The following is a 26,393-nucleotide window of genomic DNA, read 5'->3' on the forward strand; positions in this document are numbered from 1 at the left end:
AGATGAGCGACGAGCCAAAGGCCAAGAAGAAAAAAGGCGGGAGCATGAAGATGATCCTGTTGCTGGTCGTCGGCGTCGTCGTGGGTGGGGCAGGTGCGGCGGGCGGCCTCTATGCGGCCGGCTTCTTCAGTCCCAAGGCCGAAGGGCCTAAGGAAGACCCCAACAAGCCCGTGCTGGTGCTGGCGGGTGAAGATGCGCAGGCGATCGCGACCGCGCATGGCTGGGCCGGCGAGGGCGGCGGCGGCGGCGGTGAAGGCGGTGGCCATGGCGGTGGCGAAAGCCATGCCGTTTCGGCCGGCCATGCGCCGGGCAAGGGGGTGGATCTGCCATCGCCTGCCAATCCGGCTGCCTATCAGGCCACCTATTTCCAGCTTCAGGCGCCTTTCACGTCCAACATGTCGGACACCGACGCCTTCGCCCAGATCAGCATCGCGGTTTCGAGCTATTATGATTATCGCGTCATTGCGGCGGTCAAGCAGCATGAGATGCCGATCCGCAGCGCCGTCCTGATGATGCTGGCCGAACAGCCGCAGGAAGTGCTCGACACGCCCAAGGGCAAACAGATGCTCCAGGGTAAGATCAAGGGCATTATCAACGGCATATTGAAGCAGAAGACCGGCTATGGCGGCATCGACAATGTTTATTTCACGAACTTCGTGATCCAGTAGGGCCGGCTTCGGAAACGCCCTCCAACCGCGATGGACGCGGGGGCGAGGTGAAGGCCTGTTAACTCCAATTTTACCATTTTCGTTATTAATGGGCCTTGCGCCAAAGGATCGGGATGGCCCCTGATCCGTCATGGCGCAGGGGACCAAGATGGACGACGTAAAAACCTACGCCTTCGGGCGCGGGGATTCTCAGGCGCCGATCATGCTGTCGGGGCTGGACCGGCTGGGCGAGAAGCTCGGCCGGCGCATGCGCACGCTGATCGAGCCCATCGCAGGCGTTCGCCCCCTTGTGGTGGCACAGGGTACCCGCGTGCTCGATTTCGGCGCCTGGACGGCCGAAGTCCCTGCCTTTTGCAGCCTTTCCATCTATCGTCTGCTGCCCCTGAAGGGCCAGATGCTGCTGCGCATGGACGCGGCGATGATTTCCACCATGGTGGATTGCTTCTATGGCGGAATCGGCAATCGGGCGCTGCCGGCGCGCGGCGAATTCACGCCGACTGAAGACCGGCTGATCGCGCGCCTGTCCGACAGCATCGTCACCCGGCTCGTCGAAACCTGGGCCGATATCCTGCCATTGGAGCAGGGGCTGCTCCTGCGTGAGAGCGCGGTCGGCTATGCCGCCGCCGCGCAGCCCGCCGACCAGATGGTGCTGCAACGTTTCATGGTGTCCATCACGCGCGAGCAGGAATGGCCGATCGACCTGGTCTTCCCGCTGTCAGCCCTGCGCGGCGTAGAAGCGTTGATGGGTAGCAATCTGCCCGCTGACGATGAGCATCGCGATCCCGTCTGGCAGACGCGGATCGCCCGGCGGATGCGTGACATCCGCTTGCCCGCCCGCACCGTGCTGGCGCGCCCCAATCTTTCGCTGGCCGAGCTGATGCAGCTCAAGGTCGGCGACGTCATCCCCGTGACCATCGGCCGATCGCTGCCGTTGATCGTCGGAAACCGCATCGTCGCGCATGGCACGATCGGCGAACAGGAAGGCCGTGCCGCCTTCCAGATTGAAAAGCTTGCACAGGAACCCGATCAATGAGCGACATGAGCGAAGCCCCCCGCATGGAGCGCGGCGAAGATCCGCTGAGCCGCATGACCAACAATCGCCAGTTCAAGCTGCTGGCCGACATCCCGGTCCGCATGTCCGTGGAGGTCGGCTCCACCTCGCTGCGGCTCGCCGAAGTGATGGATCTGGCTGAAGGCAGCATCGTGGAACTGGACCGACAGGCCGATGATCTGCTCGACATCATGGTCAATGGCGCCCTGATCGCGAAGGGCGAGGTCGTTACCGTGAACGGCCGCTATGGCATCCGCATCGTGGATATCGCCGCGACCGAAAACCGCCTGGCCGGCATCGAACGGCGCGGCTGATGCGGACCATCTGATCTTGCGCCATCGAATTTAAGCTTGCCTTCCGCCGCGAAACTGCGGATCGCAGGCGTGGTTAACCATAGCTGCGGGCAGGCCATTTCATGTTCTGGTATTTCGTTAAACTGCTGATCCTGCTGCCGCTGGTGGGCGGCATGGCCTTTGCCGCGCTGTGGTTGTGGCGCAAATATCAGCCCGGCATGATCGCGGGGCAGGGCGACCGGTCCTTGAAGCTGCTCGAAGCGCTGCCCATGGGTGCCTTCGGCAAGCTCGCCGTGGTCGAGTTCGAAGGCAAGAAGATCCTGTTGTCCGTCACCCGCAGCCGGATCGAGAAGATCGCGGAAGGCGATCATGCTCGCCTGCGCTGAGCCCGTCATTTCTGCAAAGGCTGGGCGCTATCGCCTGCTTGTCGCAGCCATCGCGATCGTGATTCTGGCTGCCCTGTTTTTCACCGTGCCAGCCTTCGCACAGGCCGCGCCCGCCGCAGCGCCGCCAGCAGCGGACAATGGCGGTGCGCTAAGCCGCGCCATGGGCCAGATTTCCGGCGACGGTCGCTCGCTCTCGCTCAGCCTCCAGATCCTCGTCCTGATGAGCCTGCTGACGGTCTTGCCGTCGCTCGTGCTCATGATGACCAGCTTCACCCGCATCATCATCGTCCTGTCGCTGCTGCGCCAGGCGCTTGGCCTGCAACAGACGCCACCCAATCAGGTGCTGGTTGGCCTCACCCTCTTCCTGTCCCTGTTCGTGATGCGTCCTGCGATCGACGCGATCAACGCGCAGGCCTTCGATCCCTATGGCAAGGGCCAGATCAGCATCGAGGAAGCGGTCGGCCGTTCGGGCAAGGTACTGCACGGCTTCATGGCCAAGCAGACCCGCGAAAGCGACCTCAAGCTGTTCCAGAATCTCGCCAAGGCGCCGGCCTTCAACACGCCGGACGACATTCCCTTCACGATCCTGCTGCCGGCCTTCGTCACCAGCGAGTTGAAGACGGCGTTCCAGATCGGCTTCATGATCTTTCTGCCCTTCCTCATCATCGACCTTGTCGTCGCGTCCACGCTGATGGCGCTTGGCATGATGATGCTGTCGCCCACCATCATTTCCATGCCGTTCAAGCTATTGCTGTTCGTGCTGGTCGATGGCTGGGCCTTGACCATGGGGTCGCTCGCGGGATCGTTCGCGACATGATGAGCCAGCTTCCCCCACATCCGTTGGTGCCGTAGGCCATGGAAAACGCCGATTTCTTCATGGGATTGGCCCAGCAGGCGCTGTGGATCACGGCGCTTGCCGCCGCGCCCGTGCTGATCCCGGCGCTGATCGCTGGCGTCATCATCGGCATGGTACAGGCCGCGACGTCCATCAACGAACAGACATTGAGCTTCATTCCCAAGATCATCGTCGTGGGCGGCATGCTGGCATTGTTCGGCGGGTCGATCATGGTGCTGATCGCCGACTTCACCCGCGAAATTTTCGAGCGTATCCCGGACCTGCTCCAATGATCGCGCCCGGTTTCACGGGCGTGGAAACGCAGTTGTGGATCTGGCTCATCGCGATGATCCGGCCGGGCGCGGCCTTCATCGCCGCGCCGGTCTTCGGCGCGCCCGCCGTGCCGCTCCAACTGCGCCTGATCCTCAGCCTGGCGCTCGGCCTTGCCGCGCTCAACAGCGTCACCATCACCCTGCCGCATGATGGTATCGCCAGTTTCGAAGGGGTGATGATGGTCGCGGGCGAAGTGCTGGCGGGCCTCGCCCTCGGCTTCGCGGTCCAGATCGGCTATGCCGCCGCCTTCGTTGCGGGCGAAACCATCGGCAACGCCATGGGCCTCAACTTCGCGGCGATGATCGACCCCTCTTCGGGCCAATCGACTCAGGTGCTGGGCACATTCCTTTCGGTCCTTGCTACTTTCCTCCTGCTCGGCATGGACGGCCATCTGCTGCTCGCCAGCTTCGTGGTGCAAAGCTATCAGGCGATCCCGCCGGGTGGCGCGATCCTGTCCAACGACACAGTCTGGCGCCTCGTGACCTTTGGCGGATCGCTGCTCGGTGCCGGCGTCACCGTGGCGCTGCCCGTCGGCTTCGCGCTGGTGCTGGTTCAGATCATCATGGGCATGCTGGCGCGTGCTGCGCCCTCGCTCAACCTGTTTGCGGTCGGCATGCCGGTGGCGATGATGGCGGGGATCGTCCTGCTGGCCATCGCCGCGCCGATCATGGCGGAAGGCATCACCGCATCGCTCAAGGCTGGCCTGGAACAAGCCCAGTCGATCGCGGAAGGACGATAGGCCATGGCGGACAGTCCCGGTGGCGGTGAAAAGACCGAAAAACCAACCCAGAAAAAACTGAGCGACGCTGCGAAGAAGGGCGACATTCTCCAGTCGCGCGAACTGGGTACTGCGCTGGTCGTGATGGCTGGCATCGCCTGGCTGGCGATAACCGGCCCTTCGTTGATCGACGCGCTGTCGGACATGCTGGCCGACGCACTGCGCTTCCGGCGGGAGGATATCGTCGATTTTTCGCCGGCCGCGCGCGGTGCCGCCTTGCTGGGCGCAATCGCCGTGCCGGCCGCTGGCGTGATGCTCGCGACCTTCATCGCGGCTATCGCGGCGCCGGCCCTGCTCGGATCGCTCGGCTTCCGCCCCGGTGCCTTCGCGCCCAAGGCGTCGAAGATGAACCCGGCTGCCGGCATAAAGAAGATTTTCGGGACACAAGGCCTGATCGAACTGCTCAAGTCGATCGCCAAGGTCGGCCTGCTCGGCAGCATCGGCGTCTGGCTGATCTGGGACCGGCTGACGGAGATCACCGCACTCGGCAAGATGGGCGTCGCGCCGGCCATGGCCGACCTTGGCAATATCTTCATCCTGACCTGCCTCGTCATGGCGGGCGGCCTGTTCCTGATCGCAGGCATCGACGTGCCGGCACAGATCATGCAGCGGGCCAAGCGGCTGGGCATGAGCAAGCAGGAAATCAAGGACGAGCATAAGGAAAGCGAAGGTTCGCCTGAACTCAAAGGCCAGATCCGTCGCCGCCAGTTTGAGGTCTTGAACGGCTCCACCCGTCAGGCGGTGGCCGAAGCCAGCGTCATCCTCACCAACCCCACACACTTCGCCGTCGCACTACGCTATCGACCAGGCGTGGATGCGGCTCCGGTGGTGGTGGCGCGCGGCTGCGACGCCATCGCCGCGTCGATCCGCGAGCTGGCGGACCAGAATAGCGTGCCCGTCCTTCAATATCCCGACCTTGCCCGCGCCGTCTATTTCACCTCGCGCGCCGGGGAGATCGTCAATGAAGGGCTTTTCATGGCGGTGGCGACCGTGCTGGCGTTCGTGTTTCGAGTGGAAAACAAGATGGCGACGGAAATGGACCGCCCCTTCATCACCGTGCCAGAAGACATGCGCTTCGACGCGAACGGGCAGAAACAATAGGCTTTCATGGCCGACCGGTTGCGCATCCTGTGGGTCGGGGCAGGCCTGTTGCTGCTGGTCTTCGTGCCCGCCTATATCCTCACCCTGACGCCCGGCCGCGGCATGCCGCGTGACGGGACGTCGCTGGTGGTGGGACGCGACTTCCTCAACATCTGGATGTACGGCCGCGCCGCATGGGGCGACAGCCCTGAACGATACTACGACATGGACACATATCTCGCCGCGCTGGGATCGGCGGTGGGGGGCGGCTATCCGGGCCAGCTATGGTCCTATCCGCCGGTCGCGATGCTGGTGTCTGCGCCTTTCGGGCTGCTGCCCTATCTGCCGGCACTGGCCTTGTGGACGCTGTGTGGGGCTGTCTCTTTCGCTGTCTCAATGCGCTTGTGGACACGCGATTTTCGGCCGGTCGTCCTGCTGCTCGCCTCGCCCGCCGCGCTACTTGGCATCATCTCCGGCCAATTTGCCCTGTTCGCCGCTGCCATCATTCTGGCCGTGCTGCGCTGGCGCGAAGATCGACCCTGGCTGGCCGGGGCATTGGTCGGCCTGCTGCTCATCAAGCCCCAGCTGGCCCTGCTTTTCCCCATCCTGTTCCTTGCGACCCGCAACTGGCGCGCCTTCCTTGCCGCCGCCGCGTCCAGCCTGGCACTGGTTGCGTTGGTGGCCTTGCTCTGGGGCGTCGATATCTGGCGCATCTATGTCCAGACCGGCATCGCCAACCAGTCGCTTGTGCTGCGCGATCCGGATCATCTGGCCGGTCCGTTCATGGCAACATTGTTCATGAACCTGCGCATGATCGGGGTCGCCGTGCCACTCGCAAGCGCGCTCCAGATGGCGCTGGCTTGTGTTGCGGCTACCCTGGTCTGGCTGCGGTTTCGTGATCGGCCTGCCACGACCGACCTGTCGGCCAACATGCTGTTTCTCGCATGCGCGGTATCGGCCACGCCCTATATGCTGTCCTACGACATCTTGTCTTCTTCAGCGATGGCAGTGCTATTTCTGGCCGGCGGTGAACGACGAACCGTGCCGATATTGGCCTATTTCCTGCCTCTGTTTCAACTGGTTGCAGGGATGGTCGGGCTTCCGGGGCCTGGCCTCATTCCGATTGCCATCGCGCTCTGCCTGTTCCACCACAAAAAAAATTTCCCGATCCGTTAAAGTTTAATCGCGACTGGCCGTAATGGCTGTTGTGGGGATGCATTCTGGTGGTGCGTCATGAGCGACTATGTATCTAGGACAGAATTGCCGCCGATAGACCGGACGGCGTCGCGTGCGCCTTCGCCTGTCCAGACCGTACAGTCTGTGGCAGCCGGTCGGTCTGCCCAGGCGCCTGTCCGCGACACTGCGCAACAGGATTCCGGGGCGCAGAAGGACAAGGCCGTCGTGGATGACGATCTGGCCAGCGTCGCCGAATATGTAGAGGTTCACGCCCGCGTTGCTGAAATCCTTGCCGATCTTCAGTCCGGGGCAGGCAGCGTGGACGATGCCGCCGGTGCCATCCAGGCGATGATTCCGCGCCCGATGGTGCTGGTCCCTCTGCCACCTGCCAGCAAGGAGGCGGTCGAACATGCCGCCGTGCTGGCCAAGCGCATTGTCGAGCGGGCATCCTATTCCCATGCTGCGCACGCCCAGGTTTCGCGTTCCACGGTCGAGCAGATCGCAACGTCAGCCATTTGATATCCGTCGCCGTCGGGCGCTCGGGATAGGCATGATCCGCCGATGCGGATCATGCCTTTGGCCGTTTCGGTGCGTCATTGTCCGCGAAAAACCGTTGCGAAAATCATTCCTAAAGGTCTTGCCGCTACCGCCGTTCTATCCCCTTGAAAGGAAAACGCATGACCGCGGTAGGCAGCAGCATTTTGACGGCGCTCAACGCTGGATCGGGCATCGACACGTCGGCGCTGGTATCCAGCTTGGTCAGTGCGACCCGTGAGCCCAAGCAGACGGCGATCACCAGTCAGCAAACGCTCAACACGTCGCGCATTTCCGCTCTGGCGTCCGCGATCAGCTCGCTCGATACTTTCGCCGACGCACTGAGCGAAGTGCTATCCGGCGCCGCCTATACCGGTACCGCCTCGTCCAATGACGCGAGCATTGCGTCGGTGACGATGCTCAGCGGCGGCAGCCCCAGCGGCCTGCCCGCGCAGCTGACCGTAGAGCAGCTTGCCACGGCGCGCGTCTATTCGTCGACCACGACCAGCGGCGCGACGGGGAGCACGGCGATCGGCACCGGCAGCTTCACGCTCACCAACGCGGCCGGCGAAGCCACGACGATCACGCTTGATTCCACCAACAACACATTTGCTGGCCTGGCTTCGGCGATCAACGCTGCAAACACCGGTGTCACCGCGCGTGTCGTCACCGATACCCAAGGCACGCGCCTGGTGTTCAAGGGCGAAACCGGCGCTGACAATGATTTCACGGTCAGCGCCACCGCTGACGATAGCAGCACTATCCTGGGCGGAATGAGCTTTGCCAGCTCGTCCACCCCGCAAAATGCGAAGGTCACGCTCGACGGCGTCGCCTATGAATATGCGAGCAACACCATCGATGACGCTATTCCCTATCTGCGGATCGACCTGAACAAGGCGTCGCCAGGGACCAATGTAACCCTGTCGATGAGCCAGCCTACGGCCGGTCTGTCGGATTTGCTCAAGGAATTTGTCGACGCCTACAACACGCTGATGAAGGGGCTGAACACCGCGACCGCCACCGGCGCGGACCAGTCCAGTTCCGGCGTGTTGAACGGCGTGGCGGGCGTGCGCGACATGAAGCGTCAATTGTCCGCCATGACATCGACCCAACTGGCATCGACTGGCACCTTCAAGACATTGTCGGATATCGGCGTGTCGACCAACCGCGACGGCACACTCAGCCTGGACACGGCCCGCCTGGCCGCGGCGATGGAGGCGGACCCGGAAGGCGTCACCAACATGGTGAACCCCAAAGTGTCGACTGCCGGCAATCTGGGCCTGTCCGCGCTGATGGATTCGGTTCGTGACAATATCGAACGGGCCGACGGTCCGCTCAAGACGGCGCAGACGCGCTACGACGCGCTGGCCGAGGATTTTACCCAGCAGCTCGAAGACCTCGATGAGAAGATGGTCAATTACGAGGCGCAGCTGACCAAGGTTTACGCAGCAATGGAGACGCGGCTGTCCGCGCTCAAGGCCACACAAAGCTACCTCGAACAGCAGATCGAGGTCTGGAACAACAGCGACAGTTAATCGGGGACGCAGACGATGTTTTACAATCAGGGTTATGCAGGCGCCAGCGCGGCACGCCGTTACGCAGCGGTCCATTCGGGCAGCCGTACCGAAGGCGCGACGCCACACGCATTGGTCAAGATTCTGTTCGACGAATTGCTGCTCTCGCTTGAAGCGGCGGCGCTGGCCGAACGCAATGGTGACCGGATGAAGGTTTCCGACAAGCAGGCACGGGCCATGTCGATCCTCTTCGCGCTCGAATCGAGCCTGGATTTCGACAAGGGCGGCGACATCTCGGTCGGCCTGGCGCAAATCTATCGCGAAGCCCGCCGACTGTTGCTGGTCGGAGCGCAGGAACGATCCGCTGCACCGGTCGAGCAGGCCCGCGACATCATCGCCGAAATCGCTGACGCCTGGACCCTGATCGGCCGCTGATCCCAGGCGCGAGCGCCCGTCCGGGCGGGGTTGCGCCCCCAACATGCCGCTTGTATAGGCGGTGCTCGCGAAGGGCGGCCCGGCGGGGGCCGCCTTTTTGCGTTCTACCCAATGCGCACAGGACGCGCAGCATCACCCAGAAAGGGAAGGCCCATGTCGATTACGCCGCTCATGCCCGTTTACCCCCGGTGCGATGTCCGTCCGGTGCGAGGCGAGGGCTGCTATCTGATCGGGGAGCGCGGCGAACGCTATCTCGATTTCGCCAGCGGTATTGCGGTCAATCTGCTCGGCCATGGCCATCCCCGGCTGGTGCAGACGATTGCCGATCAGGCCGCGACGCTGATGCACATCTCCAACCTCTACGGATCGCCGTTGGGGGAGCAATTTGCGCAGAAGCTGGTCGATAACAGCTTTGCCGACACCGTATTTTTCACCAATTCGGGGGCGGAAGCGGTGGAGTGCGCGATCAAGACCGCGCGCCGCTACCATTTCGCCAACGGGCAGGCCCATCGGCACAAGATCATCAGCTTCGACAACGCCTTCCATGGCCGCACGCTGGGAACCATTTCGGCCACCAGCCAGCCCAAGATGCGCGACGGCTTCGAACCGCTGCTGCCCGGCTTCCAGGTCGTGCCCTTCAACGATCTCGACGCGGCGCTGGCGGCGATCGACGATAACACCGCCGGTTTCCTGCTGGAACCGGTGCAGGGCGAAGGCGGCGTGACTCCGGCGACGCAGGACTTTCTCAAGGGGCTGCGCAAGGCCTGCGACGAGCATGGCCTGTTGCTGATTCTGGACGAAGTCCAATGCGGCTATGCTCGGACGGGCACATTCTTCGCCCATGAACAATATGGCATCACGCCGGACATCATGGCCGTGGCCAAGGGGATCGGCGCGGGCTTCCCGCTCGGCGCCTGCCTCGCCACCGAGGAAGCGGCCAAAGGCATGGTTTTCGGCACGCATGGGTCCACCTATGGCGGCAACCCGCTCGCCATGGCGGTGGGCATCACCGTGCTGGAAGAAGTGCTGGCCGAAGGCTTTCTGGACAAGGTGACCGCCATGGGCGCACGCCTGCGTTCGGCGCTGGAGCAGCTCATCCCCAATCATGACGACATGTTCGAGGATGTGCGCGGCATGGGCCTGATGCTGGGCGTCAAGATGAAGGACGCTTATGATGCACGCGCCTTTGTCGGCCATCTGCGCGACCATCATGGCCTGCTGGCCGTGTCGGCCGGCCAGAATGTGCTGCGCATCCTGCCGCCCCTCGTCATCGAGGAAAACCACATCGCCGAATGTATCGAGAAGATTTCCGCCGGCGCGCGGACCTTCGCGGACGCCAAGGCGGCCTGATACCAATCTTTCCCCATCCGTTCGGTTCGAGCAACTTCGAGCTTGTCAAAAAGCGTCCGTCGAGAACAGTTGCGGCAGGCTCGAACCCAACGGAGATGTGGGTGAAGGGGTTCCAATGACCAAGCATTTCCTCAATCTCACCGATGCGGGCGGCGACGCTATCGCCGCGATGATCGCGGATGCCATCGACCGCAAGGCCGCGCGGCAAGGCAAGCCCAAGGGCTGGGTCGACGCCGACGCGCCGCTCGCCGGCCATACGCTGGCGATGATCTTCGAAAAGAACAGCACCCGCACCCGCGTCAGCTTCGACATGGCGATCCGCCAACTGGGTGGCACGTCGCTGTTCCTGGAAGGCGCGACCAGCCAGATTGGTCGCGGCGAAACCATCGCGGACACCGCGCGTGTGCTCAGCCGCATGTGCGACGCGATCATGATCCGCACCGACGATCACGCCAAGATCGAGGAAATGGCCGAATATGCCACCGTCCCGGTCATCAACGGCCTGACCGACCTTTCGCACCCGTGCCAGATCGTCGCCGACCTGCTGACCGTGGTGGAACATGGCGTGGCGCTGCCCGGCAGCCAGTGGGCCTGGCTGGGCGATGGCAACAACGTCCTTCATTCGATCGTCGAGGCGGCGGGACTGCTCAAGTTCGACGTGCGCATGGGCATTCCCGAAGGCTATGATCCAGACCCGTCCTTCGCCGACGCGGCGCGGGCGGCGGGATCGACCATCACGCTCACGCGCAATGCGGCGGAGGCTGTACGCGGCGCCGATGTCGTCGTGACCGACACCTGGATTTCCATGGGGCAGTCCCATGCCGACGCCAAGCTGGCGGCGATGATGCCCTATCAGGTGACGCCGGATTTGATGGCCGGCGCCAAGCCGCAAGCCAAATTCCTTCACTGCCTGCCGGCCCATCGCGGTGAGGAAGTGACAGAAGCGGTGATCGACGGTCCGCAGTCGCTGATCTGGGACGAAGCGGAAAACCGCATCCATGCCCAGAAGTCGGTGCTGCTCTGGGCGCTTGGAAAGCTGTAGGCGCACCTTATATTCGGGCGAAATTTCCCGTTCGCCTTTCGAGAACGTTGGGGCCTGTCCTGCGCTGAACGGCGAAGGGCGGGCTTCGCGGCTTTCGGGACGCGCAGGGATCGGAAGGAATTAGCGTGACCAGTCCCCATCTCGACCAGGCCCTTGGCTTCACCATCCCTTCGCGTCATGCGCGCGGCCGCCTCGTGCGGCTGGGGCCGGTGCTGGACCAGGTGCTCGCCGCCCATGCCTATCCGCCCGCGATCGAGCGGTTGCTTGCCTCCGCACTGGTGCTGGCGGCCTTGCTGGGCAGTACGCTTAAGCAGGCCAATGGCCAGCTGACGCTACAGGCGCAGACCGAAAATGGCGTCGTCAGCCTGCTGGTGGCCGATTACAAGGATGGCGACCTGCGCGGTTATGTGAAATTCGACGCAGATCGCCTTGCGGAACTGGGGGCTGACCCGACCCTGTTCGGCCTGTTCGGCAAGGGCTATCTGGCCATCACCTTCGACCAATCCGTCAGTGGCGAGCGCTATCAGGGTATCGTCCCGCTGGAGGGGCAGTCGTTGGCGCAGGCCGCCGAGCATTATTTCTTCCAGTCCGAGCAAATCCCCAGCATCATCCAGATCGACACGCGGCATGACGCTGGCGCCGGGTGCATCGCGGCCGGCCTGCTGCTCCAGCATCTGCCGGAGGGAGAGGTGGGGCGCGAACGCCTGCATGTGCGTCACGACCATCCGGAATGGGAGCATGTCCAGGCCCTGGCCCATACGCTCAAGCCAGAAGAATTAACCGACGACGCGCTTCCGCTGAGCGATATCCTGTGGCGCCTCTTCCATGAAGAGGATGAAGTGCGCGTGTCGGAAGCGACGCCGTTGGCCAAGGGGTGCCGGTGCGATCTGACCCATATTCGCGACGTCATCGGCCGTTTTCCGGCCAGCGAACGCGCGGAAATGGCGGATGAAAAGGGCATTATCGGCGTGGATTGCGCCTTTTGCTCGCGCCTCTTCCCGCTCGCGCTGGACAGTTTCGTCGCCCATTGAAAATAATCGTTTCGCTCACGATATCCGCAATCAGGGCAGCATGCGCCGCGCGCGTTATGAAAATGCCGCAATTGGGCTGCATGGGGTCGTGCGAGCAACTGTTGCTCAGCACGGCATCAGGGCCGGTAACGGGAATGGGCGGAAACATGAAGAGGGCGAAATGGCGCGCGCTCGGCGTGCTCGCGATGACTATGGCGACGGCGACCGCATCGGCCGCTGTGACTGGCGCGGTACCGGCAGCGGCGCCCGCGCTTCAGGCCCTGCACGGGCTGGAAACCGGCGAATGGGAATTGCGCGACCGGGGCGAAGGGGGGCAGACGCGCAAGCTCTGCATCAGCGATCTGCGCCAATTGCTTCAGGTCCAGCATGGCCGGACATCGTGCCGCAGCTTCACCGTCAGCGACAGCGCTCATGCCGTTACCGTCAGCTATGACTGCGCTGCGGCGGGCAATGGCCGCACGGACCTGCGCGTGGAAACAACCCGCCTGGTGCAGATCCGCTCGCAGGGCGTTGCCGATGGCGCGCCCTTCGCCTTCGCGGCCGAGGGGCGGCGGATCGGCGCCTGTCCATGACCTGCGCTGGAGGCCTCCCCATACTTGCACTGCGGCGCAACGAGGCGTAGCGCGGGCCCATGGTTGCCAATGAAGGAAAATTCGCCGTCGTCCTGCTCTCTGGCGGGCTCGATTCCATGGTCGCGGGCGGACTCGCGCGTGAGGCCGGCTATCGCATCTTCGCGCTGTCGATCGATTATAATCAACGGCATCGCGTCGAATTGCGTGCCGCTGCGCGCATCGCCGAATCGCTCAACGCCATCCGTCATATCGTCTTGCCGCTGGATCTCACGGCGTTTGGCGGATCGGCGCTGACCGCCGACATCGCCGTGCCGAAAAGTGGTGTGGGTGAGGAGATTCCGGTCACCTATGTGCCGGCACGCAACACGATCTTCCTGTCGTTGACGCTGGGCCTTGCCGAAGTGGCGGGCGCGAGCGACATCTTCATCGGGGTCAATGCGCTCGATTATTCCGGTTATCCCGATTGCCGTCCGGAATTTATCGACGCCTTCCAGACAATGGCGACGCTGGCGACCAAGGCAGGGGTGGAGGGCCGTCCGATCCGGATCCAAACGCCGCTCCAATATATGAGCAAAGCAGATATCGCGCGCGAAGCCGATCGGCTGGGACTGGATGCGGGTCTCAGCTGGTCCTGCTACGACCCTACGCCCGACAACAAGCATTGCGGCCTGTGCGACAGCTGTCGCCTGCGGTCGAAAGGCTATGAGGAAGCCGGCCTTCCCGATCCCACCATCTACGCCGTGCGACCCTGAAAGGCGGACGGCGATGGCTTATGCGGTCAAGGAAATGTTCCTAACCCTGCAAGGGGAAGGGGTGCAGGCGGGTCGGCGCGCTGTGTTCCTGCGCTTTGCGGGCTGCAATCTTTGGAGCGGGCGGGAGCAGGATCGGCGCGATGCAGTCTGCCGTTTTTGCGATACCGACTTCGTCGGGACCGATGGACTTGGCGGCGGCAAGTTTGCGGATGCCGCGACGCTGGCCGATGCTGCGCTGGCTTTCTGGGGTGAGGGCGTTTCGGGGCATTATATCGTCCTGACCGGCGGAGAGCCAATGCTGCAAGTCGATGACGCGCTGGTCGACGCGCTCCATGCTCGCGGCTTCACCATCGCGATCGAGAGCAATGGCACCATTCCCGCCCATCCCGGCATCGACTGGATCTGCATAAGCCCCAAGGCGGGCAGCGATGTGGTCCAGCGGTCCGGTAACGAGTTGAAGCTGGTCTGGCCGCAACCCGATGGCGGGCATAGCCTGACGGATGTCGCGGCGATGGAGGGATGGACGTTCGACCATCATCTGCTCCAGCCGCTGGACGATCCCCATGCGATCGACAATGCCCGCGCTGCCATCGCGCTGGTCATGGACCGGCCGCAATGGCGGCTGACGGTGCAGGCCCATAAATATCTGGGCCTGCGCTGATATCGTCAGTTGATCAGGGCTTGACGCCGGTCTTGTCGTTCCACGCCTGGTGACAGACCGGCAGTAGCACGCCCTTCTTCCAGCATTTGGGGTCGAAGGACGGCAGGGCGACGACATAGTCATAGCCCGGCGTGCCGTAAAATTGCTCGCCTGCCGCGACGAGCGACTTCTTGATGGAAGCCAGGCCGGTGCGACCCACTTCATTGAGCGTGCCGCGTTCAGCGAAGATGGCTTGTCGTCCGACCTCTGCCGTCGCTTGGCAAAATCCCTTTTGCGCCTGCACGGTGGAATAGCCCGAATAGATGCGGGTGTTGTACATGTCAGACGCCGACTGGCCCGCTTTGCCCTTGCCCACGGTGCGCTGGAAATAGCCCAGGAGAACCGCCTGCGCCGAATCCAGCTCCGCGTCATGATGCGCGATCATGGCGTTGTAGTTGCTGGTCGACAGCAGGGTCGGTTCGAACTGGCATTGCAGGGCGGCGACGTTCAGCGCGGCGCGCAGATTCCAGGCCAGGCCAGCCTTGATTTCCGCCGGCGTAGCGCCAGGCAGGCCAAGCGCGGTGGCAGCGGTCGCATCCGTCAGTGCCGGTGCATTCATGTCGGGTGGGGACCAGAAGAATTGGGCCGATGCCGGCTGCGCGATTATCGGCGCGATCGCCAGGGTCAGACCGGCAAGCGCGCGGCGCAACGGGAAACGCGAAATCATGAATTTTTGCCTCTCTGGACGGGCGCCAACACCGGCGCCCTCAGTCTATCTGGCCTCTTGTACCAATGCTGAACGATCGCGCCAGTCCTACTGGTCCGACAGGACTTCCGCTTCTTGGGCAGGGGCCTTTTCCGGCGCGGGCTTGGCGGGGGCGCTGCTGTTGCTCGCACTATTATTGTCGGGAAGCGCCACGGCGGTGCCTTCGCTCTGTACGCCATCCAGATCGGTCATGGCGTCGGTGGCAGTGCCGTCCACCACTTCCATATCCTTCATTTGCACCTTGTTTCCGCCTTCTTCCTTACCGCCGCAGGCCGCCAGGGGCAGGGTCAAGGCCATCAGGGCCAGGGTAAAGAACGTCTTTGCGTCAGAACGCATCCGGATCTCCTTGAATAATGGGTGCCCGGCAATTCCCCCACCCGGCGAAAGCGTCAAACCTAACGGCCTATGTTACATTCCTCAACCCCTGCGCCGCAGCGTTTGAGGTTGCCGATAAAAGCCGGAAAATGGGCCTTGAGCGCCGCATCGAGCGCCGCCATCGACGCATTGCCGTCCAATGCCGCAATGCTGGTAACCGGGTATTCGCTGATACCGCATGGCACAATGCCGCCGAAATGGGACAGGTCGGGATCGACGTTGATCGCAAAGCCATGGAGCGTCACCCAGCGTCGGACACGGATGCCCAGCGCGCCGATCTTTGCCTCCCGCCCCTGTGGATCGTCGGTCCAGATGCCAATCCGTCCTTCCGCGCGCCGGGCGGCGATGCCCAGGTCGCCCAGCGCCGCGATCATCCACCCCTCCAGATGATGCACGAAGTTGCGCACATCCTTGCCCCGTTCGCGCAGGTCTATGTTGAGATAGCCGATCCGCTGCCCCGGCCCATGATAGGTATATCGCCCGCCGCGCCCGGCATCATGTACCGGAAAGCGTGCGTCGAGCAATTCGGCCGGATCGGCACTGGTTCCGGCAGTGTAAAGCGGCGGATGCTCCAGCAGCCACACCCGTTCCTGCGCCCCGCCTTCATATATGGCGGCCGCGCGCGTTTCCATCTCCGCCAGCGCACCCGGATAGTCGACCAGGCCGGGATCGACCCGCCATTCGACGGAGGCAGGAAAGGGCGGTGGCAGATCGGAAGGAACATCAGGCATGGGCGCTTCCTTGACTTGGGCGGGCCGAGCGATCAAGTCTCGCGCCGCATTTCCAGCATATAGGGCAGGCAGCATAGATATGGCGACAATGTCGATCGGCAAGGCATGGGAGGAGGCGGTGGCCTTCATCGCGCGCGAAGCGGCCCTGCTGTTTCCGGTGGCGCTGCTGTTCGTCGCACTGCCCGGCCTTATCCTTCAGGAAATGATGCCGCCCGAATTGCAGGCCTGGTTCGCGCAGCCCAAGCCGGATGCGATACCGGTGATGCCGCCCGGCTTCGGGCTGGCGATGCTGCTGACGATCATCCTTATCTGGTTCGGGTCGCTCACTTTGTTTGCGCTGGCCTTGCGCCCGGGTATCAGTGTGGGGGAGGCATTGCGCCTCAGCTTCGCACGCCTGCCGGTACTGATCGGCACGGCGCTGATCGTGGTCGTCGCCGTGGCCGTCATCTTCATCGCGGCGGCGCTGGTGGGCGTGGCCTTTTCGCTGGCCTCGAAACAACTGGCCGCTGCGGCTGGCCTGCTGCTTGGATTCGGTCTCGCGGGCATCATCTTCTTCGCCAGCATCCGGCTCGTGCTGCTCAATCCGGTAGTGATCGACACGCGGCTGGGTGTGATGGATTCGTTGCGGCAGGCTTGGGCGCTGACACGCGGCTATTTCTGGCGCCTGTTCGGCTTCCTGATCATCGTCATGCTGTTATCGACCATCGCCGGGTCGGCGGCGCAGGCGATCATCGGCTCGCTGGCTGGTCTGGCCGGCGGGGCGGATGCCGCGCGCCTGGCCGGTGGTCTGGCCGGCGCCGCGGTATCCAGCATCGCACAGGTCTATATGCTGGTGATGCTGGCGCGCCTCTATCGGCAGGCGCAGCCGCAGGATATGACGGACATTTTCCGCTGAACGCCTATCGCACGTCCAGCAGCGGAACATGCGGCGCCACCTCGCGCGGGAGTATGCCGGCCAGTCGCGGGTCAGCGAAGATTTCTATTTCGCGTCCAAAGGGCGTAAAACCCGAGCGGATATAGAAAGCCAGGGCGGCCGGGCTGTCGAGCGTACAGCTATGGACCCAGAAACGCTCCACGCCCTTGCGCCAAGCAAGCGATTTGGCCTGCGCCATCAGCCAGCGGCCCAGCCCCTTGCCATTCAATTCGGGCACCAGCCCGAAGAAGCTCAGCTCGCAATTGGGCAGCGACCGGAAATCCAGTTCCAGCAGGCCGACCTCGGTGCCTCGCAGATCGGTGACGGCATAAATCTCCACTGCCCGGTCATGCAGGATGGCCGCCAGATCCGGATCGGCCATCACTAGCCGCGAAAACCACAGCCATGGTGCACCCACCCGGCGGAACAGGGTCCGATAGGCACCCAGGTCCGGCTGTTTCCATGGCACCAGCCGCAAAGGTGCTGACGGGATGGGCGCGGGGCGGGGGCGTTCCAGCATCTCCAGATGGGTGACGACCGTTGCGACCATGCCCGGCTCGACTGGAATGAAGGGCATCAGCGCCAGCTCGCCATCGGCGGCAGGCTCATCAGGATCGCGTCGATATTGCCGCCGGTCTTCAGGCCAAACAGCGTGCCGCGATCATGCACCAGGTTGAATTCGGCATAGCGCCCCCGCCATTCCAGCATGGTGCGATAATCCGCCTCCGTCCATGCTTCATCCATGCGCCGCCGTACGATCGGCGGGAAGGCATTCAGGAAAGCATCGCCGACGGCGCGGGTGAAGGCGAAATTCGCCTCGAACGCGGCATCGTCGGTACATTCCAGATGGTCGTAGAAGATGCCGCCCACACCGCGATGCACATTGCGATGCGGGATGAAGAAATAATCGTCCGCCCATGCCTTGAAGCGCGGATAATGATCGGGATCATGGGCGTCGCAGGCGGCTTTCAGCACATCATGGAAATGCGCCGTATCCTCCTCTCGCGGCAAAGGCGGGTTGAGATCCGCGCCGCCGCCGAACCAGTTTTTCGTCGTCACCAGATAGCGCGTGTTCATATGCACGGCGGGCACATGCGGATTGGCCATATGCGCGACCAGGCTGATCCCGGTGGCGAAGAAAGCGGGATTGTCGCCCGCGCCATGGATGGTCTGGGCAAAGCCGGGGGCGAATTCGCCGCCCACGGTCGAGACGTTGACGCCGACCTTTTCGAAGACCTTGCCCTTCATCACCCCGCGCACGCCGCCGCCGCCCTCGCCGGGGGCCTGTCCTTCGGCTTCGCGATCCCAGGCCGTGAAGTCGAAGCACGCATCGCTCCCCGCTTCCCGCTCGATCGCCTCGAACTCGGCGCAGATCCTGTCCCGCAGCGATTCGAACCAGCCACGCGCTGCCTGCTGCCGGGCATCGAGCGGGAAAGGCACGGCGGGCACAGGATTGCTGGCAGTCATTCGGGAAACTTTCCGGTCTGGCGAAGGGCTTCGGCGACCGCGATGCCCGTGGAAACGGCGATGTTCAAGGATCGAAAGCCGGGCGCCATCGGGATGCGGATACGGATATCGGCCAGATCGCGCACGTCGGTCGGCACGCCGGCGCTTTCCGATCCCATCAGCAGTATGTCGTCGGCCTGAAACTGCACCTCCGGCAATTTCTGCGAGGCATGGGCGCTCATCAGCAACAGGCGGCGGCCCTGCGCGCGCCGTTCCGCATCGAAGGCGGCGAAATTGGCATGGCGGGTGACGTCGGCCGATTCTCCATAGTCCATCGCCGCACGCTTGAGCCGTGCGTCGGAAAAGGCGAATCCGGTGGGCATGATGATGTCGACGGGCACCTGGAAACAGGCGGCCAGGCGCAGGATGGCGCCGACATTGCCGGCAATCTCCGGTTGGTAAAGGGCGATACGCATGGGTTGCGCCATAGTCGATCAAGAGCATTTGCAATAGACTAGGTGATATTGCGACTGGCAAAGCGGACGCAGTGCGGTTATCACGCCCATCGAACCACGCCGGGGGGAGGCGGGTCGACCCTTGGTCGAGTGCCCAACGCCCTTGATAATCAGCGCCGGTAACGGCATTCCGGTGTGACAGGGAAGTCTTGCAAGGGTAGAGGTGCATGGCGAGCGTTGAACAAACAGACGGTACGGGTCCATCCGGCGAAGATGGCGTACGCCGCCGGGATTTCATCAACATCGCTGCGGTCAGCTTCGCCGGGGTCGGCGGTGTCGCCGTCGTCCTCCCGCTGATCGACCAGATGAACCCCAGCGCCGACGTGCTGGCGCTCGCATCGACTGAAGTTGATCTCTCGGCGATCCAGCCGGGCCAGGCCATCAAGACCACATTCCGCAGCCAGCCGCTGTTCGTGCGCCAGCTGACCCCCAAGGAAATCGCCGAAGCCGACAAGGTCGATCCGTCCACGCTGCGCGATCCGCAGACGCTGGAAGAGCGGACGGTCGATGGCAAGAAGCAGTGGCTGGTGACGATGGGCGTGTGCACCCATCTGGGTTGCGTGCCGCTGGGCGCGGGCGAGGGCGAAAATCGCGGCGAATTTGGCGGCTATTTCTGCCCATGTCACGGCTCGTCCTACGACACGGCTGCGCGCATTCGTAAGGGGCCTGCCCCCAAGAACCTGGAAGTGCCGAAGTATAGCTTCACTTCCGACACCGCCATTCTTGTGGGTTGAGGGGGACCATCATGAGCTTTCCATGGGCTGAACACTATACCCCCAAGCATCCCGTGATGCAGTGGGTCGACGAGAAGCTGCCGCTGCCGCGCCTTGTCTATAATGCGGTCGGTGCCGGCTATCCCGTGCCGCGCAACCTCAATTATTTCTGGAACTTCGGCGTGCTCGCCGGCCTTGCGCTGGTGATCCAGATCGTCACCGGCGTCATCATGGCGATGCATTATGGCGCCAATGACCTGGTCGCCTTCGGCACCGTCGAACAGACGATGCGCGACGTGAACGCGGGCTGGCTGATGCGCTATGCCCACGCCAACGGCGCCAGCTTCTTCTTCATCGTGGTCTATCTCCACATCTTCCGCGGCCTCTATTTCGGCTCCTACAAGGCGCCCCGCGAAATGGTGTGGCTGCTCGGCCTCGTCATCTTCCTGCTGATGATGGCGACCGCCTTCATGGGCTATGTGCTCCCTTGGGGGCAGATGAGCTATTGGGGCGCGAAGGTCATCACCGGCCTGTTCGGTGCGATCCCGGTGGTAGGTGAGCCGATCCAGACCTGGCTGCTGGGCGGCTTCGCCCCCGGCAATGCCTCGCTGAACCGCTTCTTTTCGCTGCACTTCCTGCTGCCCTTCGTGATTGCGGGGGTCATCATCCTGCACATCTGGGCGCTGCACATTCCGGGGTCTTCCAACCCGACCGGCGTGGAAGTGAAGGGGCCGCAGGATACCGTGCCCTTCCATCCCTATTATACGGCCAAGGACGGTTTCGGTGCAGGCGTGTTCCTGATCGCCTTCTCGATCCTGCTGTTCTTTGCGCCCAACTTCCTGGGCCACCCCGACAATTATATCGAGGCGAACCCGCTATCGACCCCCGCGCATATCGTGCCGGAATGGTATTTCTGGCCCTTCTACGCCATCCTGCGCGCCTTCACCGTGGACTTCTTCTTCATCCCCGCAAAGCTGCTGGGCGTGCTGGCGATGTTCGCGTCGATCCTGCTGCTCTTCTTCCTCCCCTGGCTGGACACGTCGCCGGTACGTTCGGGTCGTTATCGCCCGACCTTCCGCAAATTCTGGTGGATCCTTCTGGGTGACGTGGCGGTGCTGGGCTATTGCGGTGGTGCGCCTGCGGAAGAACCTTTCGTGATGATCTCGCAGATCGCGGCGGCCTATTATTTCGCCCATTTCCTGATCATCCTTCCGCTGATCGCGCGCTTTGAAAAGCCGCTGCCGCTGCCCGGTTCGATCACCGAGGCCGTGCTGGCGAAATATGGCAAGACCGACGGCGAAACCGTCGCGGTCCCGGCCGAATAAAGGGGTAGAGGTAACATGGTACGCTATGGTGCAATCGCCGTCGGCCTCTTCTTCTCGGGTTGGCTGTTCATATCCTTTCTCGTGGGTGGTTATTCCTACGTCACGGAGCCGCCGGCAACCACGGTGGAGCATGAGTTCCACCTGCCTCCCAAGCATGTCGCCTTCTCGTTCGACGGCCCCTTCGGCAAATATGACAAGGCGCAGTTGCAGCGCGGCTTCCAGGTCTTCAAGGAAGTCTGCTCGGCCTGTCACAGCCTGAAGTTCGTCGCATTCCGCGATCTCGAAGCACTTGGCTATAACGAAGCCGAAGTGAAGGCGATCGCCAAGCAATGGGCGATCAAGACCCCGTCGGTCGATCCCGCCACCGGCGAAGCCTCGACCCGCGATCCGGTCCCGGCCGATCACTTCCCCAAGCCCTTCGCGAACAACGTCGCGGCGGCGGCGGCGAACAACAATGCGATCCCGCCGGACCTGTCGCTGATGACCAAGGCCCGCCATCATGGCAGCGCCTATGTCTATTCGCTGCTGACGGGCTTCCAGGATCAGCCGGCTGAACTGCTCAAGCATTTCCCGGATGCCAAGACGCCGGAAGGGCTGCACTATAACCCCTATTTCGCCAACCTGAACCTCGCCATGGCGCCCCCGCTGACGGCCGAAGGCCAGGTGACCTATGGCGACGGTACCAAGGCGAGCGTGGACCAGATGGCGCAGGACGTATCGGCCTTCCTGACCTGGACCGCCGAACCCAAGCTGGAAAACCGCCACCGCGCGGGTCTGGCGACGATCATCTTCCTGCTGATCGCCACGGGCCTGGCCTATATGTCCTACCAGAATATCTGGGCGGACAAGAAAAAGGCCGCGGCCTGAAATCTGCCGGTCCGCGACGCATGGCCGAATTTCATAAAGAAAGGGCGCGGTTCCTTGAGGGGACCGCGCCCTTTCTCTATTTGTCTGGAGGCGTTTTCCTGACCGGCGGATGATTGGCTCCGCCGAACTGCGTTTCCATCCGCTTTGAAAACGCTCTATGGCGGCGGCATGAGCATCGACAGCCTGACGGCCCTGATCCGCACCATCCCCGATTTTCCCAAGCCGGGAATCATGTTTCGTGACGTGACCACATTGCTGGCCGACGGTCCCGGCTTTGCCGAACTGGTCGATCGGCTGGTGAATGTCGCACGCCCTCTGGACGTCGATCTGATCGTCGGGATCGAGGCGCGCGGCTTCATTCTCGGCGCGGCGCTGGCCCATGCGCTGGGCAAGGGCTTCGTACCGGTGCGCAAGAAGGGCAAGCTGCCCGGCAAGGTCGTCGGCATCGACTATGTGCTGGAATATGGCACCGACCGGCTGGAACTGCATGAAGGGCAGGTGCCGCAGGGTGCGCGCGTCATCCTGGTCGACGATCTGATCGCCACCGGCGGCACCGCTCTCGCCGCCGCGCAGCTGCTGCGCGAACAGGGCGCAAGCGTCCTCATGGCGCTGTTCGCGGTAGATCTGCCCGATCTGGGGGGCAAGGCTGCGCTGGAGGCCGATGGCGTGGCGTCGCAGGCGCTGATCGTCTTCGAGGGCGAATAGGCCGGACAGGGGCCATGCCGGGGATGCGGAGTCTGCGCAACGCGGCACTCGGTCTGGCCTTACTGGCGACCGGCTGTGCCACACCGCTTCCCCGCAGCGCCATGACCTGCGCGCAGGCGAGCCCGCCTATCCTCACGGCACCGGATCGCGAACGGGTGACAACCACGCTGACGGTCCTCACCTATAATATCGAGGGACTGGGCTGGCCCGCCCGTTCAGGCCGCGCGCCGTCCCTGCGCGCCATCGGTGAACGGCTGGCCGCGCTGCGTGCGGAAGGACGGGCGCCCGATGTTGTCCTATTCCAGGAAATGTTCAGCGGAGCGGCCAAGAAGGCGATCGCCGCCACCGGCTATCCCGCCATCGTCACCGGCCCGCGTCGCACCACCCGCGCGCAGGGCGTGACGAAGGAATCGCTTCCCGGCCGATCGCACATCAAGCGCGGCGAGCTCGGCCTGCACCTGACCGGCAGCGGCCTTGCCATCGCCTCGCGCTATCCGATCGTCCATGTCGATATGCATGCCTACGGCCGCCGCTCCTGCGCGGGGATCGACTGCCTCGCCAACAAGGGGATCATGCTGGCACGCATCGCCATTCCCGGCGTGCCGACGCCGATCGACATATACGACACGCATATGAACAGCCGTGGCGCCTCCCGCGCGCCGGCGCACCGCAATCTGGCCGCCCATGATCGGCAATCGCTCGAAGCCTCGGCTTTCATCGACCGCAGCCATGAGGACGCCTATCCATTGATCTTCGGCGGCGATTTCAACATGCGCCATGCGGAAGATCGGTGGGAAAACTTCTCTCGCTACCAGTCGCTCAACCTGGTCCATCGCGTCTGTGCGGAGCCTGTATCGGGGTGCGATGTGCATATGTCATGGGATGGAGACGCCCCATGGATGGACACGCAGGATCTGCAATTTTTCTGGCCGGGCGACAGGGTGTCGGTGCGACCGATCCGCGTCGAGGCGATGTTCGACGGCGGCCCCAGCGGTCCCGAACTGTCCGACCATGACGGCTTTCTGGTGACCTATCAGCTGTCCTGGCCGCGCAGCGCCGCTGTGACGGGTGGCTGCTGACCGCTGAGCGCATCGGGCAACAAATCGACGACCTGCGCCAGTCGCTCGTCGATCAGGCCCAGCAATTCCATCCAGCCATGAATATGGTCCAGTTCGCCGGGACCATCGGACACGCCGCGCAGCCCCATCAATGGCACATGGAATCGCCCGCACGCGCGCGCCACGGCAAATGTCTCCATATCGACCATATCCGCGTCGATCGCGGCATAATCCTCCCCGCCCACCACATTGGCACCGGTCGATAGCCGGGCGGATGGCAGGGCAAGCGGGGTGACCAGGGGCACATCGACGGGATGGTCACTAAGCGGCGTCACGCCCTTGGTAAAGCCGAGCCGTGAAGCGTCCATGTCGCGCCACGATACGCTGGCGATCTGAAAAATCTCGCCCAGCGGGCAAATGCGCGATCCGGCCGACCCCAGGCTGACTACCAGTTGTGGTAGCGCCTGTTGCCGCTCCAGCGCCTGCAACGCCATGCCGGTGGCAAGTGCTGCCTCGATCGGTCCGACGCCGGTCAGCAACGGCGTAAAGCGCGCGCGCAGATGTGGCCCATATTCGGCATCCACCGCCATGACGAACAGCACGCGCTGCCCACCGATCATCTCGCACGCTATTGCCATCCCCGCTCCGATCCGGCGCATTGCCAGTCTGTAATGTTCAGGACACTCCCGTGACATCCGCGCAGCCTATAGTCGAGCCTGCGCCTGTCTTTTGCATTGGTCCTGTCCATGTCCGTTCTGACGTCCTTCCCCATCCGTTCTTTCGATGACGAGACGATTACCGCGGCCGACATCGTCGCCTGGGCGAAGGTCGAACGAGCCCTGTCGGCAAAACGCGCAGCCTGTCGCACGCACAGCAAAGGCAAGGCCGCCTCTCGTTGATCTGATCCGGACAAAGCTGAAAAAGAGAAAGCCCGCCGCTTCGAATGAAGCGACGGGCTTTGTCATGGTGGGCGTGGCAAGGATTGAACTTGCGACCCCTGCGATGTCAACACAGTGCTCTACCACTGAGCTACACGCCCGCCGTGGAGGGGGCCAATAACGAGGGTCGCTGACTCGCGCAAGCAGGAAATTGGAACAGGTCGATATTCTTCTGGACAGGGCAGGGGCCGCCCATATGCTGCGACCCAAACAGGGGGACGCCGACCATCATGCTGCCATCGCCAACATCGCCGGTTCAGGCGACGCCACGGCTGCCTTTCTACCGTCAGCTTTATGTTCAGGTATTGGCCGCGATCGCGCTGGGCGTGCTGATCGGCCATGTCTGGCCGGACGCCGGCAAGCAGTTGAAGCCTTTGGGCGAAGCCTTCATCAAGCTGGTGAAGATGGTCATTGCGCCGGTCATCTTCCTGACGATCGTTACCGGCATTGCCGGCATGAAGGAATTGGGCGCGATCGGCCGCGTGGCGGCCAAGGCCTTCGCCTACTTCCTGACCTTTTCCACTCTGGCGCTGATCGTCGGCCTGATCGTTGCCAATCTCATACAGCCGGGCGCCGGCCTCAACATCGATCCGGCGACGCTGGATGCCGGCAAGGTCGCCGATTACGCGCATCAGGCGCATGAGCGTACCCTGACCGGCTTCCTGATGAGCATCATCCCATCGACCATGGTGTCGGCGGTGGCGGACGGCAATATCCTTCAGGTGCTGTTCGTGGCGATTTTGTTCGGCATCGCCCTGACCCTGATCGGGGATAAGGCGCAGCCGCTGATGACCGTGCTGGAATCGGCCAGCCATGCCGTCTTCAAACTGGTGTCGATCCTGATGAAGGCGGCGCCGATCGGCGCTTTCGGTGCGATGGCCTTCACGATTGCTGAATATGGCGTCGGTACGCTTGCCAATCTCGCCGGGCTGGTCGCGACTTTCTATCTGACGGCGCTCCTGTTCGTGCTGGTCGTGTTGGGGACGGTCGCATGGGCAGTGGGGTTCAACATCCTGCACCTGATCCGCTATCTGAAGGCGGAACTGCTGCTGGTGTTGGGCACATCATCGTCGGAAGCTGCGCTGCCCAGCCTGATCGAGAAGATGGAGCGGGCGGGTTGCCGCAAGTCGGTGGTCGGGCTGGTCGTGCCGACCGGATACAGCTTCAACCTGGATGGGACCAACATCTACATGACGCTGGCGGCGCTGTTCATCGCGCAGGCGTGCAACGTCCATCTCAGCCTGGAGCAGCAGATCTTGCTGCTGCTGGTGGCGATGATTTCGTCCAAGGGCGCGGCGGGCGTGACGGGTGCAGGCTTCATCACCCTGGCGGCGACGCTATCGATCGTGCCGTCGGTGCCGGTCGCGGGCATGACGCTGATTCTGGGCGTCGATCGCTTCATGAGTGAAGTGCGCGCGCTCACCAACTTCGTCGGCAATGCCGTGGCGACGGTCGTGGTATCGGTCTGGGAAAAGGGGCTGGATCGCGATCGGTTCAATGCCGCGATGGCCGGCCGCCCGCTCGATCCCACGCCAGACATGCAGGAAGTGGTGCCCGACTGAGTCCGGGTA

The 26,393-nt window shown here is 63.2% G+C and carries 33 protein-coding genes and 1 tRNA gene; 26 read left to right on the forward strand and 8 right to left on the reverse strand.

Translation table 11 applies throughout. The features are described 5' to 3' along the window. The first annotated feature begins 2 nt into the window (after nt 1-2). The 18 genes from AC07UX_RS00385 (at nt 3) to queE (ending at nt 14,491) form a co-directional block, all read left to right on the forward strand. Nucleotides 3-668: a flagellar basal body-associated FliL family protein gene (locus AC07UX_RS00385; protein ID WP_495190065.1), complete on the forward strand. Its 666-nt coding sequence runs from the start codon at nt 3-5 to the stop codon at nt 666-668. A 148-nt stretch (nt 669-816) separates the two neighbouring features. After that, nucleotides 817-1,701 carry a flagellar motor switch protein FliM gene (locus AC07UX_RS00390; RefSeq protein WP_495190066.1) on the forward strand — a complete coding sequence of 295 codons (885 nt, stop codon included), beginning with the start codon at nt 817-819 and terminating at the stop codon, nt 1,699-1,701. After that, nucleotides 1,698-2,033, forward strand: coding sequence for a flagellar motor switch protein FliN (fliN, locus tag AC07UX_RS00395; RefSeq protein WP_056691458.1), 336 nt, complete (start codon nt 1,698-1,700; stop codon nt 2,031-2,033). The genes AC07UX_RS00390 and fliN overlap by 4 nt, the downstream gene beginning before the upstream one ends. 101 nt (nt 2,034-2,134) lie before the next feature. After that, entirely contained in the window at nt 2,135-2,398 is a 264-nt protein-coding gene (locus AC07UX_RS00400; RefSeq protein WP_495190067.1) for a FliO/MopB family protein, read from the forward strand. Beyond that, the gene (gene fliP, locus AC07UX_RS00405) at nt 2,382-3,215 is read left to right on the forward strand and encodes a flagellar type III secretion system pore protein FliP (RefSeq protein ID WP_495190068.1); all 834 of its coding nucleotides are present in this window, start codon (nt 2,382-2,384) and stop codon (nt 3,213-3,215) included. The genes AC07UX_RS00400 and fliP overlap by 17 nt, the downstream gene beginning before the upstream one ends. Before the next feature lie 38 nt (nt 3,216-3,253). Then, nucleotides 3,254-3,526 carry a flagellar biosynthesis protein FliQ gene (gene fliQ / locus AC07UX_RS00410; protein ID WP_056691450.1) on the forward strand — a complete coding sequence of 91 codons (273 nt, stop codon included), beginning with the start codon at nt 3,254-3,256 and terminating at the stop codon, nt 3,524-3,526. After that, a complete protein-coding gene (fliR, locus tag AC07UX_RS00415) occupies nt 3,523-4,305 on the forward strand; it encodes a flagellar biosynthetic protein FliR (protein ID WP_495190069.1) in 783 nt (260 codons plus the stop codon). The genes fliQ and fliR overlap by 4 nt, the downstream gene beginning before the upstream one ends. Nucleotides 4,306-4,308: 3 nt before the next feature. Continuing rightward, nucleotides 4,309-5,445: a flagellar type III secretion system protein FlhB gene (gene flhB, locus AC07UX_RS00420; protein ID WP_495190070.1), complete on the forward strand. Its 1,137-nt coding sequence runs from the start codon at nt 4,309-4,311 to the stop codon at nt 5,443-5,445. A 6-nt stretch (nt 5,446-5,451) separates the two neighbouring features. Further along, entirely contained in the window at nt 5,452-6,600 is a 1,149-nt protein-coding gene (locus AC07UX_RS00425) for a glycosyltransferase family 87 protein (protein WP_495190071.1), read from the forward strand. Between the two features lie 57 nt (nt 6,601-6,657). Further along, complete coding sequence (locus tag AC07UX_RS00430) at nt 6,658-7,119, forward strand: hypothetical protein (RefSeq protein WP_495190072.1); 462 nt, start codon at nt 6,658-6,660, stop codon at nt 7,117-7,119. 158 nt (nt 7,120-7,277) lie between these two features. Further along, the gene (fliD, locus tag AC07UX_RS00435; protein ID WP_495190073.1) at nt 7,278-8,669 is read left to right on the forward strand and encodes a flagellar filament capping protein FliD; all 1,392 of its coding nucleotides are present in this window, start codon (nt 7,278-7,280) and stop codon (nt 8,667-8,669) included. Between the two features lie 15 nt (nt 8,670-8,684). After that, complete coding sequence (locus AC07UX_RS00440) at nt 8,685-9,083, forward strand: flagellar export chaperone FliS (protein WP_495190074.1); 399 nt, start codon at nt 8,685-8,687, stop codon at nt 9,081-9,083. Between the two features lie 153 nt (nt 9,084-9,236). Continuing rightward, entirely contained in the window at nt 9,237-10,433 is a 1,197-nt protein-coding gene (locus AC07UX_RS00445) for an aspartate aminotransferase family protein (protein ID WP_495190075.1), read from the forward strand. Nucleotides 10,434-10,548: 115 nt separating this feature from the next. Then, nucleotides 10,549-11,475 carry an ornithine carbamoyltransferase gene (gene argF, locus AC07UX_RS00450; RefSeq protein WP_495190076.1) on the forward strand — a complete coding sequence of 309 codons (927 nt, stop codon included), beginning with the start codon at nt 10,549-10,551 and terminating at the stop codon, nt 11,473-11,475. Nucleotides 11,476-11,600: 125 nt separating this feature from the next. Beyond that, nucleotides 11,601-12,506: an Hsp33 family molecular chaperone HslO gene (hslO, locus tag AC07UX_RS00455; protein ID WP_495190077.1), complete on the forward strand. Its 906-nt coding sequence runs from the start codon at nt 11,601-11,603 to the stop codon at nt 12,504-12,506. Nucleotides 12,507-12,652: 146 nt separating this feature from the next. Next, nucleotides 12,653-13,078, forward strand: coding sequence for a DUF3617 domain-containing protein (locus AC07UX_RS00460; protein WP_495190078.1), 426 nt, complete (start codon nt 12,653-12,655; stop codon nt 13,076-13,078). 59 nt (nt 13,079-13,137) lie between these two features. Then, nucleotides 13,138-13,830, forward strand: coding sequence for a 7-cyano-7-deazaguanine synthase QueC (queC, locus tag AC07UX_RS00465; RefSeq protein ID WP_495190079.1), 693 nt, complete (start codon nt 13,138-13,140; stop codon nt 13,828-13,830). Nucleotides 13,831-13,843: 13 nt separating this feature from the next. Continuing rightward, the gene (gene queE / locus AC07UX_RS00470; RefSeq protein ID WP_495190080.1) at nt 13,844-14,491 is read left to right on the forward strand and encodes a 7-carboxy-7-deazaguanine synthase; all 648 of its coding nucleotides are present in this window, start codon (nt 13,844-13,846) and stop codon (nt 14,489-14,491) included. 13 nt (nt 14,492-14,504) lie between these two features. Here the strand turns inward: queE and AC07UX_RS00475 are convergent, their stop codons facing one another. From AC07UX_RS00475 to lipB, 3 genes are all read right to left on the reverse strand, one after another. After that, a complete protein-coding gene (locus tag AC07UX_RS00475; protein ID WP_495190081.1) occupies nt 14,505-15,197 on the reverse strand; it encodes a hypothetical protein in 693 nt (230 codons plus the stop codon). A gap of 87 nt (nt 15,198-15,284) precedes the next feature. After that, nucleotides 15,285-15,572 carry a hypothetical protein gene (locus tag AC07UX_RS00480; RefSeq protein ID WP_495190082.1) on the reverse strand — a complete coding sequence of 96 codons (288 nt, stop codon included), beginning with the start codon at nt 15,570-15,572 and terminating at the stop codon, nt 15,285-15,287. Nucleotides 15,573-15,631: 59 nt separating this feature from the next. After that, nucleotides 15,632-16,342 carry a lipoyl(octanoyl) transferase LipB gene (lipB, locus tag AC07UX_RS00485; RefSeq protein WP_495190083.1) on the reverse strand — a complete coding sequence of 237 codons (711 nt, stop codon included), beginning with the start codon at nt 16,340-16,342 and terminating at the stop codon, nt 15,632-15,634. Nucleotides 16,343-16,421: 79 nt separating this feature from the next. On the opposite strand from lipB, the gene AC07UX_RS00490 reads away from it, so the two are divergent. Further along, entirely contained in the window at nt 16,422-17,237 is an 816-nt protein-coding gene (locus tag AC07UX_RS00490) for a DUF7847 domain-containing protein (RefSeq protein ID WP_495190084.1), read from the forward strand. 4 nt (nt 17,238-17,241) lie between these two features. Here the strand turns inward: AC07UX_RS00490 and AC07UX_RS00495 are convergent, their stop codons facing one another. The 3 genes from AC07UX_RS00495 to AC07UX_RS00505 are packed head-to-tail and all read right to left on the reverse strand — an operon-like array spanning nt 17,242 to nt 19,189. Then, entirely contained in the window at nt 17,242-17,832 is a 591-nt protein-coding gene (locus AC07UX_RS00495; RefSeq protein ID WP_495190085.1) for a GNAT family N-acetyltransferase, read from the reverse strand. Then, nucleotides 17,832-18,722, reverse strand: a complete 891-nt coding sequence (hemF, locus tag AC07UX_RS00500) for an oxygen-dependent coproporphyrinogen oxidase (protein WP_495190086.1) — start codon at nt 18,720-18,722, stop codon at nt 17,832-17,834. Before hemF ends, AC07UX_RS00495 begins: the two co-directional genes overlap by 1 nt. Next, complete coding sequence (locus AC07UX_RS00505; RefSeq protein WP_495190087.1) at nt 18,719-19,189, reverse strand: tRNA (cytidine(34)-2'-O)-methyltransferase; 471 nt, start codon at nt 19,187-19,189, stop codon at nt 18,719-18,721. The genes hemF and AC07UX_RS00505 overlap by 4 nt, the downstream gene beginning before the upstream one ends. Before the next feature lie 194 nt (nt 19,190-19,383). Here AC07UX_RS00505 and petA point away from each other — a divergent pair, with 194 nt between their 5' ends. From petA to AC07UX_RS00530, 5 genes are all read left to right on the forward strand, one after another. Then, nucleotides 19,384-19,950, forward strand: coding sequence for a ubiquinol-cytochrome c reductase iron-sulfur subunit (gene petA, locus AC07UX_RS00510; RefSeq protein ID WP_495190088.1), 567 nt, complete (start codon nt 19,384-19,386; stop codon nt 19,948-19,950). Between the two features lie 11 nt (nt 19,951-19,961). Beyond that, a complete protein-coding gene (locus tag AC07UX_RS00515; RefSeq protein ID WP_495190089.1) occupies nt 19,962-21,254 on the forward strand; it encodes a cytochrome b in 1,293 nt (430 codons plus the stop codon). A gap of 15 nt (nt 21,255-21,269) precedes the next feature. Next, nucleotides 21,270-22,121 (forward strand): cytochrome c1, encoded by an 852-nt coding sequence (locus AC07UX_RS00520; RefSeq protein WP_495190090.1) that lies wholly within the window; start codon nt 21,270-21,272, stop codon nt 22,119-22,121. Between the two features lie 168 nt (nt 22,122-22,289). Further along, nucleotides 22,290-22,826, forward strand: coding sequence for an adenine phosphoribosyltransferase (locus tag AC07UX_RS00525; RefSeq protein ID WP_120251882.1), 537 nt, complete (start codon nt 22,290-22,292; stop codon nt 22,824-22,826). Nucleotides 22,827-22,849: 23 nt separating this feature from the next. Next, a complete protein-coding gene (locus tag AC07UX_RS00530) occupies nt 22,850-23,905 on the forward strand; it encodes an endonuclease/exonuclease/phosphatase family protein (RefSeq protein WP_495191739.1) in 1,056 nt (351 codons plus the stop codon). On the opposite strand, the gene AC07UX_RS00535 is transcribed toward AC07UX_RS00530, so the two are convergent. Further along, on the reverse strand, nt 23,860-24,522 hold the full coding sequence (locus AC07UX_RS00535; protein ID WP_495190091.1) for a 5'-methylthioadenosine/S-adenosylhomocysteine nucleosidase: 663 nt from the start codon (nt 24,520-24,522) through the stop codon (nt 23,860-23,862). The genes AC07UX_RS00530 and AC07UX_RS00535 overlap by 46 nt on opposite strands. Nucleotides 24,523-24,630: 108 nt before the next feature. Here AC07UX_RS00535 and AC07UX_RS00540 point away from each other — a divergent pair, with 108 nt between their 5' ends. After that, nucleotides 24,631-24,783, forward strand: coding sequence for a hypothetical protein (locus tag AC07UX_RS00540; RefSeq protein WP_495190092.1), 153 nt, complete (start codon nt 24,631-24,633; stop codon nt 24,781-24,783). 65 nt (nt 24,784-24,848) lie between these two features. Here AC07UX_RS00540 and AC07UX_RS00545 read toward each other — a convergent pair. Next, nucleotides 24,849-24,923 (reverse strand) — tRNA-Val (locus AC07UX_RS00545). Between the two features lie 129 nt (nt 24,924-25,052). On the opposite strand from AC07UX_RS00545, the gene AC07UX_RS00550 reads away from it, so the two are divergent. Then, nucleotides 25,053-26,384 carry a dicarboxylate/amino acid:cation symporter gene (locus tag AC07UX_RS00550; RefSeq protein ID WP_495190093.1) on the forward strand — a complete coding sequence of 444 codons (1,332 nt, stop codon included), beginning with the start codon at nt 25,053-25,055 and terminating at the stop codon, nt 26,382-26,384. The last annotated feature ends 9 nt before the right edge of the window (nt 26,385-26,393 follow it).

The sequence above is a fragment of the Sphingobium sp. GW821-FHT02B05 genome (genome assembly GCF_059421905.1).

Excerpts from the sequence above, each read along its gene's own strand:
- AC07UX_RS00385 (WP_495190065.1), top strand. The coding sequence starts at position 3 with ATGAGCGACGAGCCAAAGGCCAAGAAGAAAAAAGGCGGGAGCATGAAG.
- AC07UX_RS00390 (WP_495190066.1), top strand. The coding sequence starts at position 817 with ATGGACGACGTAAAAACCTACGCCTTCGGGCGCGGGGATTCTCAGGCG.
- fliN (WP_056691458.1), top strand. The coding sequence starts at position 1,698 with ATGAGCGACATGAGCGAAGCCCCCCGCATGGAGCGCGGCGAAGATCCG.
- AC07UX_RS00400 (WP_495190067.1), top strand. The coding sequence starts at position 2,135 with ATGTTCTGGTATTTCGTTAAACTGCTGATCCTGCTGCCGCTGGTGGGC.
- fliP (WP_495190068.1), top strand. The coding sequence starts at position 2,382 with ATGCTCGCCTGCGCTGAGCCCGTCATTTCTGCAAAGGCTGGGCGCTAT.
- fliQ (WP_056691450.1), top strand. The coding sequence starts at position 3,254 with ATGGAAAACGCCGATTTCTTCATGGGATTGGCCCAGCAGGCGCTGTGG.
- fliR (WP_495190069.1), top strand. The coding sequence starts at position 3,523 with ATGATCGCGCCCGGTTTCACGGGCGTGGAAACGCAGTTGTGGATCTGG.
- flhB (WP_495190070.1), top strand. The coding sequence starts at position 4,309 with ATGGCGGACAGTCCCGGTGGCGGTGAAAAGACCGAAAAACCAACCCAG.
- AC07UX_RS00425 (WP_495190071.1), top strand. The coding sequence starts at position 5,452 with ATGGCCGACCGGTTGCGCATCCTGTGGGTCGGGGCAGGCCTGTTGCTG.
- AC07UX_RS00430 (WP_495190072.1), top strand. The coding sequence starts at position 6,658 with ATGAGCGACTATGTATCTAGGACAGAATTGCCGCCGATAGACCGGACG.
- fliD (WP_495190073.1), top strand. The coding sequence starts at position 7,278 with ATGACCGCGGTAGGCAGCAGCATTTTGACGGCGCTCAACGCTGGATCG.
- AC07UX_RS00440 (WP_495190074.1), top strand. The coding sequence starts at position 8,685 with ATGTTTTACAATCAGGGTTATGCAGGCGCCAGCGCGGCACGCCGTTAC.
- AC07UX_RS00445 (WP_495190075.1), top strand. The coding sequence starts at position 9,237 with ATGTCGATTACGCCGCTCATGCCCGTTTACCCCCGGTGCGATGTCCGT.
- argF (WP_495190076.1), top strand. The coding sequence starts at position 10,549 with ATGACCAAGCATTTCCTCAATCTCACCGATGCGGGCGGCGACGCTATC.
- AC07UX_RS00460 (WP_495190078.1), top strand. The coding sequence starts at position 12,653 with ATGAAGAGGGCGAAATGGCGCGCGCTCGGCGTGCTCGCGATGACTATG.
- queC (WP_495190079.1), top strand. The coding sequence starts at position 13,138 with ATGGTTGCCAATGAAGGAAAATTCGCCGTCGTCCTGCTCTCTGGCGGG.
- queE (WP_495190080.1), top strand. The coding sequence starts at position 13,844 with ATGGCTTATGCGGTCAAGGAAATGTTCCTAACCCTGCAAGGGGAAGGG.
- AC07UX_RS00475 (WP_495190081.1), bottom strand. The coding sequence starts at position 15,197 with ATGATTTCGCGTTTCCCGTTGCGCCGCGCGCTTGCCGGTCTGACCCTG.
- AC07UX_RS00480 (WP_495190082.1), bottom strand. The coding sequence starts at position 15,572 with ATGCGTTCTGACGCAAAGACGTTCTTTACCCTGGCCCTGATGGCCTTG.
- lipB (WP_495190083.1), bottom strand. The coding sequence starts at position 16,342 with ATGCCTGATGTTCCTTCCGATCTGCCACCGCCCTTTCCTGCCTCCGTC.
- AC07UX_RS00490 (WP_495190084.1), top strand. The coding sequence starts at position 16,422 with ATGGCGACAATGTCGATCGGCAAGGCATGGGAGGAGGCGGTGGCCTTC.
- AC07UX_RS00495 (WP_495190085.1), bottom strand. The coding sequence starts at position 17,832 with ATGCCCTTCATTCCAGTCGAGCCGGGCATGGTCGCAACGGTCGTCACC.
- hemF (WP_495190086.1), bottom strand. The coding sequence starts at position 18,722 with ATGACTGCCAGCAATCCTGTGCCCGCCGTGCCTTTCCCGCTCGATGCC.
- AC07UX_RS00505 (WP_495190087.1), bottom strand. The coding sequence starts at position 19,189 with ATGGCGCAACCCATGCGTATCGCCCTTTACCAACCGGAGATTGCCGGC.
- petA (WP_495190088.1), top strand. The coding sequence starts at position 19,384 with ATGGCGAGCGTTGAACAAACAGACGGTACGGGTCCATCCGGCGAAGAT.
- AC07UX_RS00515 (WP_495190089.1), top strand. The coding sequence starts at position 19,962 with ATGAGCTTTCCATGGGCTGAACACTATACCCCCAAGCATCCCGTGATG.
- AC07UX_RS00520 (WP_495190090.1), top strand. The coding sequence starts at position 21,270 with ATGGTACGCTATGGTGCAATCGCCGTCGGCCTCTTCTTCTCGGGTTGG.
- AC07UX_RS00525 (WP_120251882.1), top strand. The coding sequence starts at position 22,290 with ATGAGCATCGACAGCCTGACGGCCCTGATCCGCACCATCCCCGATTTT.
- AC07UX_RS00530 (WP_495191739.1), top strand. The coding sequence starts at position 22,850 with ATGCGGAGTCTGCGCAACGCGGCACTCGGTCTGGCCTTACTGGCGACC.
- AC07UX_RS00535 (WP_495190091.1), bottom strand. The coding sequence starts at position 24,522 with ATGGCAATAGCGTGCGAGATGATCGGTGGGCAGCGCGTGCTGTTCGTC.
- AC07UX_RS00540 (WP_495190092.1), top strand. The coding sequence starts at position 24,631 with ATGTCCGTTCTGACGTCCTTCCCCATCCGTTCTTTCGATGACGAGACG.
- AC07UX_RS00550 (WP_495190093.1), top strand. The coding sequence starts at position 25,053 with ATGCTGCCATCGCCAACATCGCCGGTTCAGGCGACGCCACGGCTGCCT.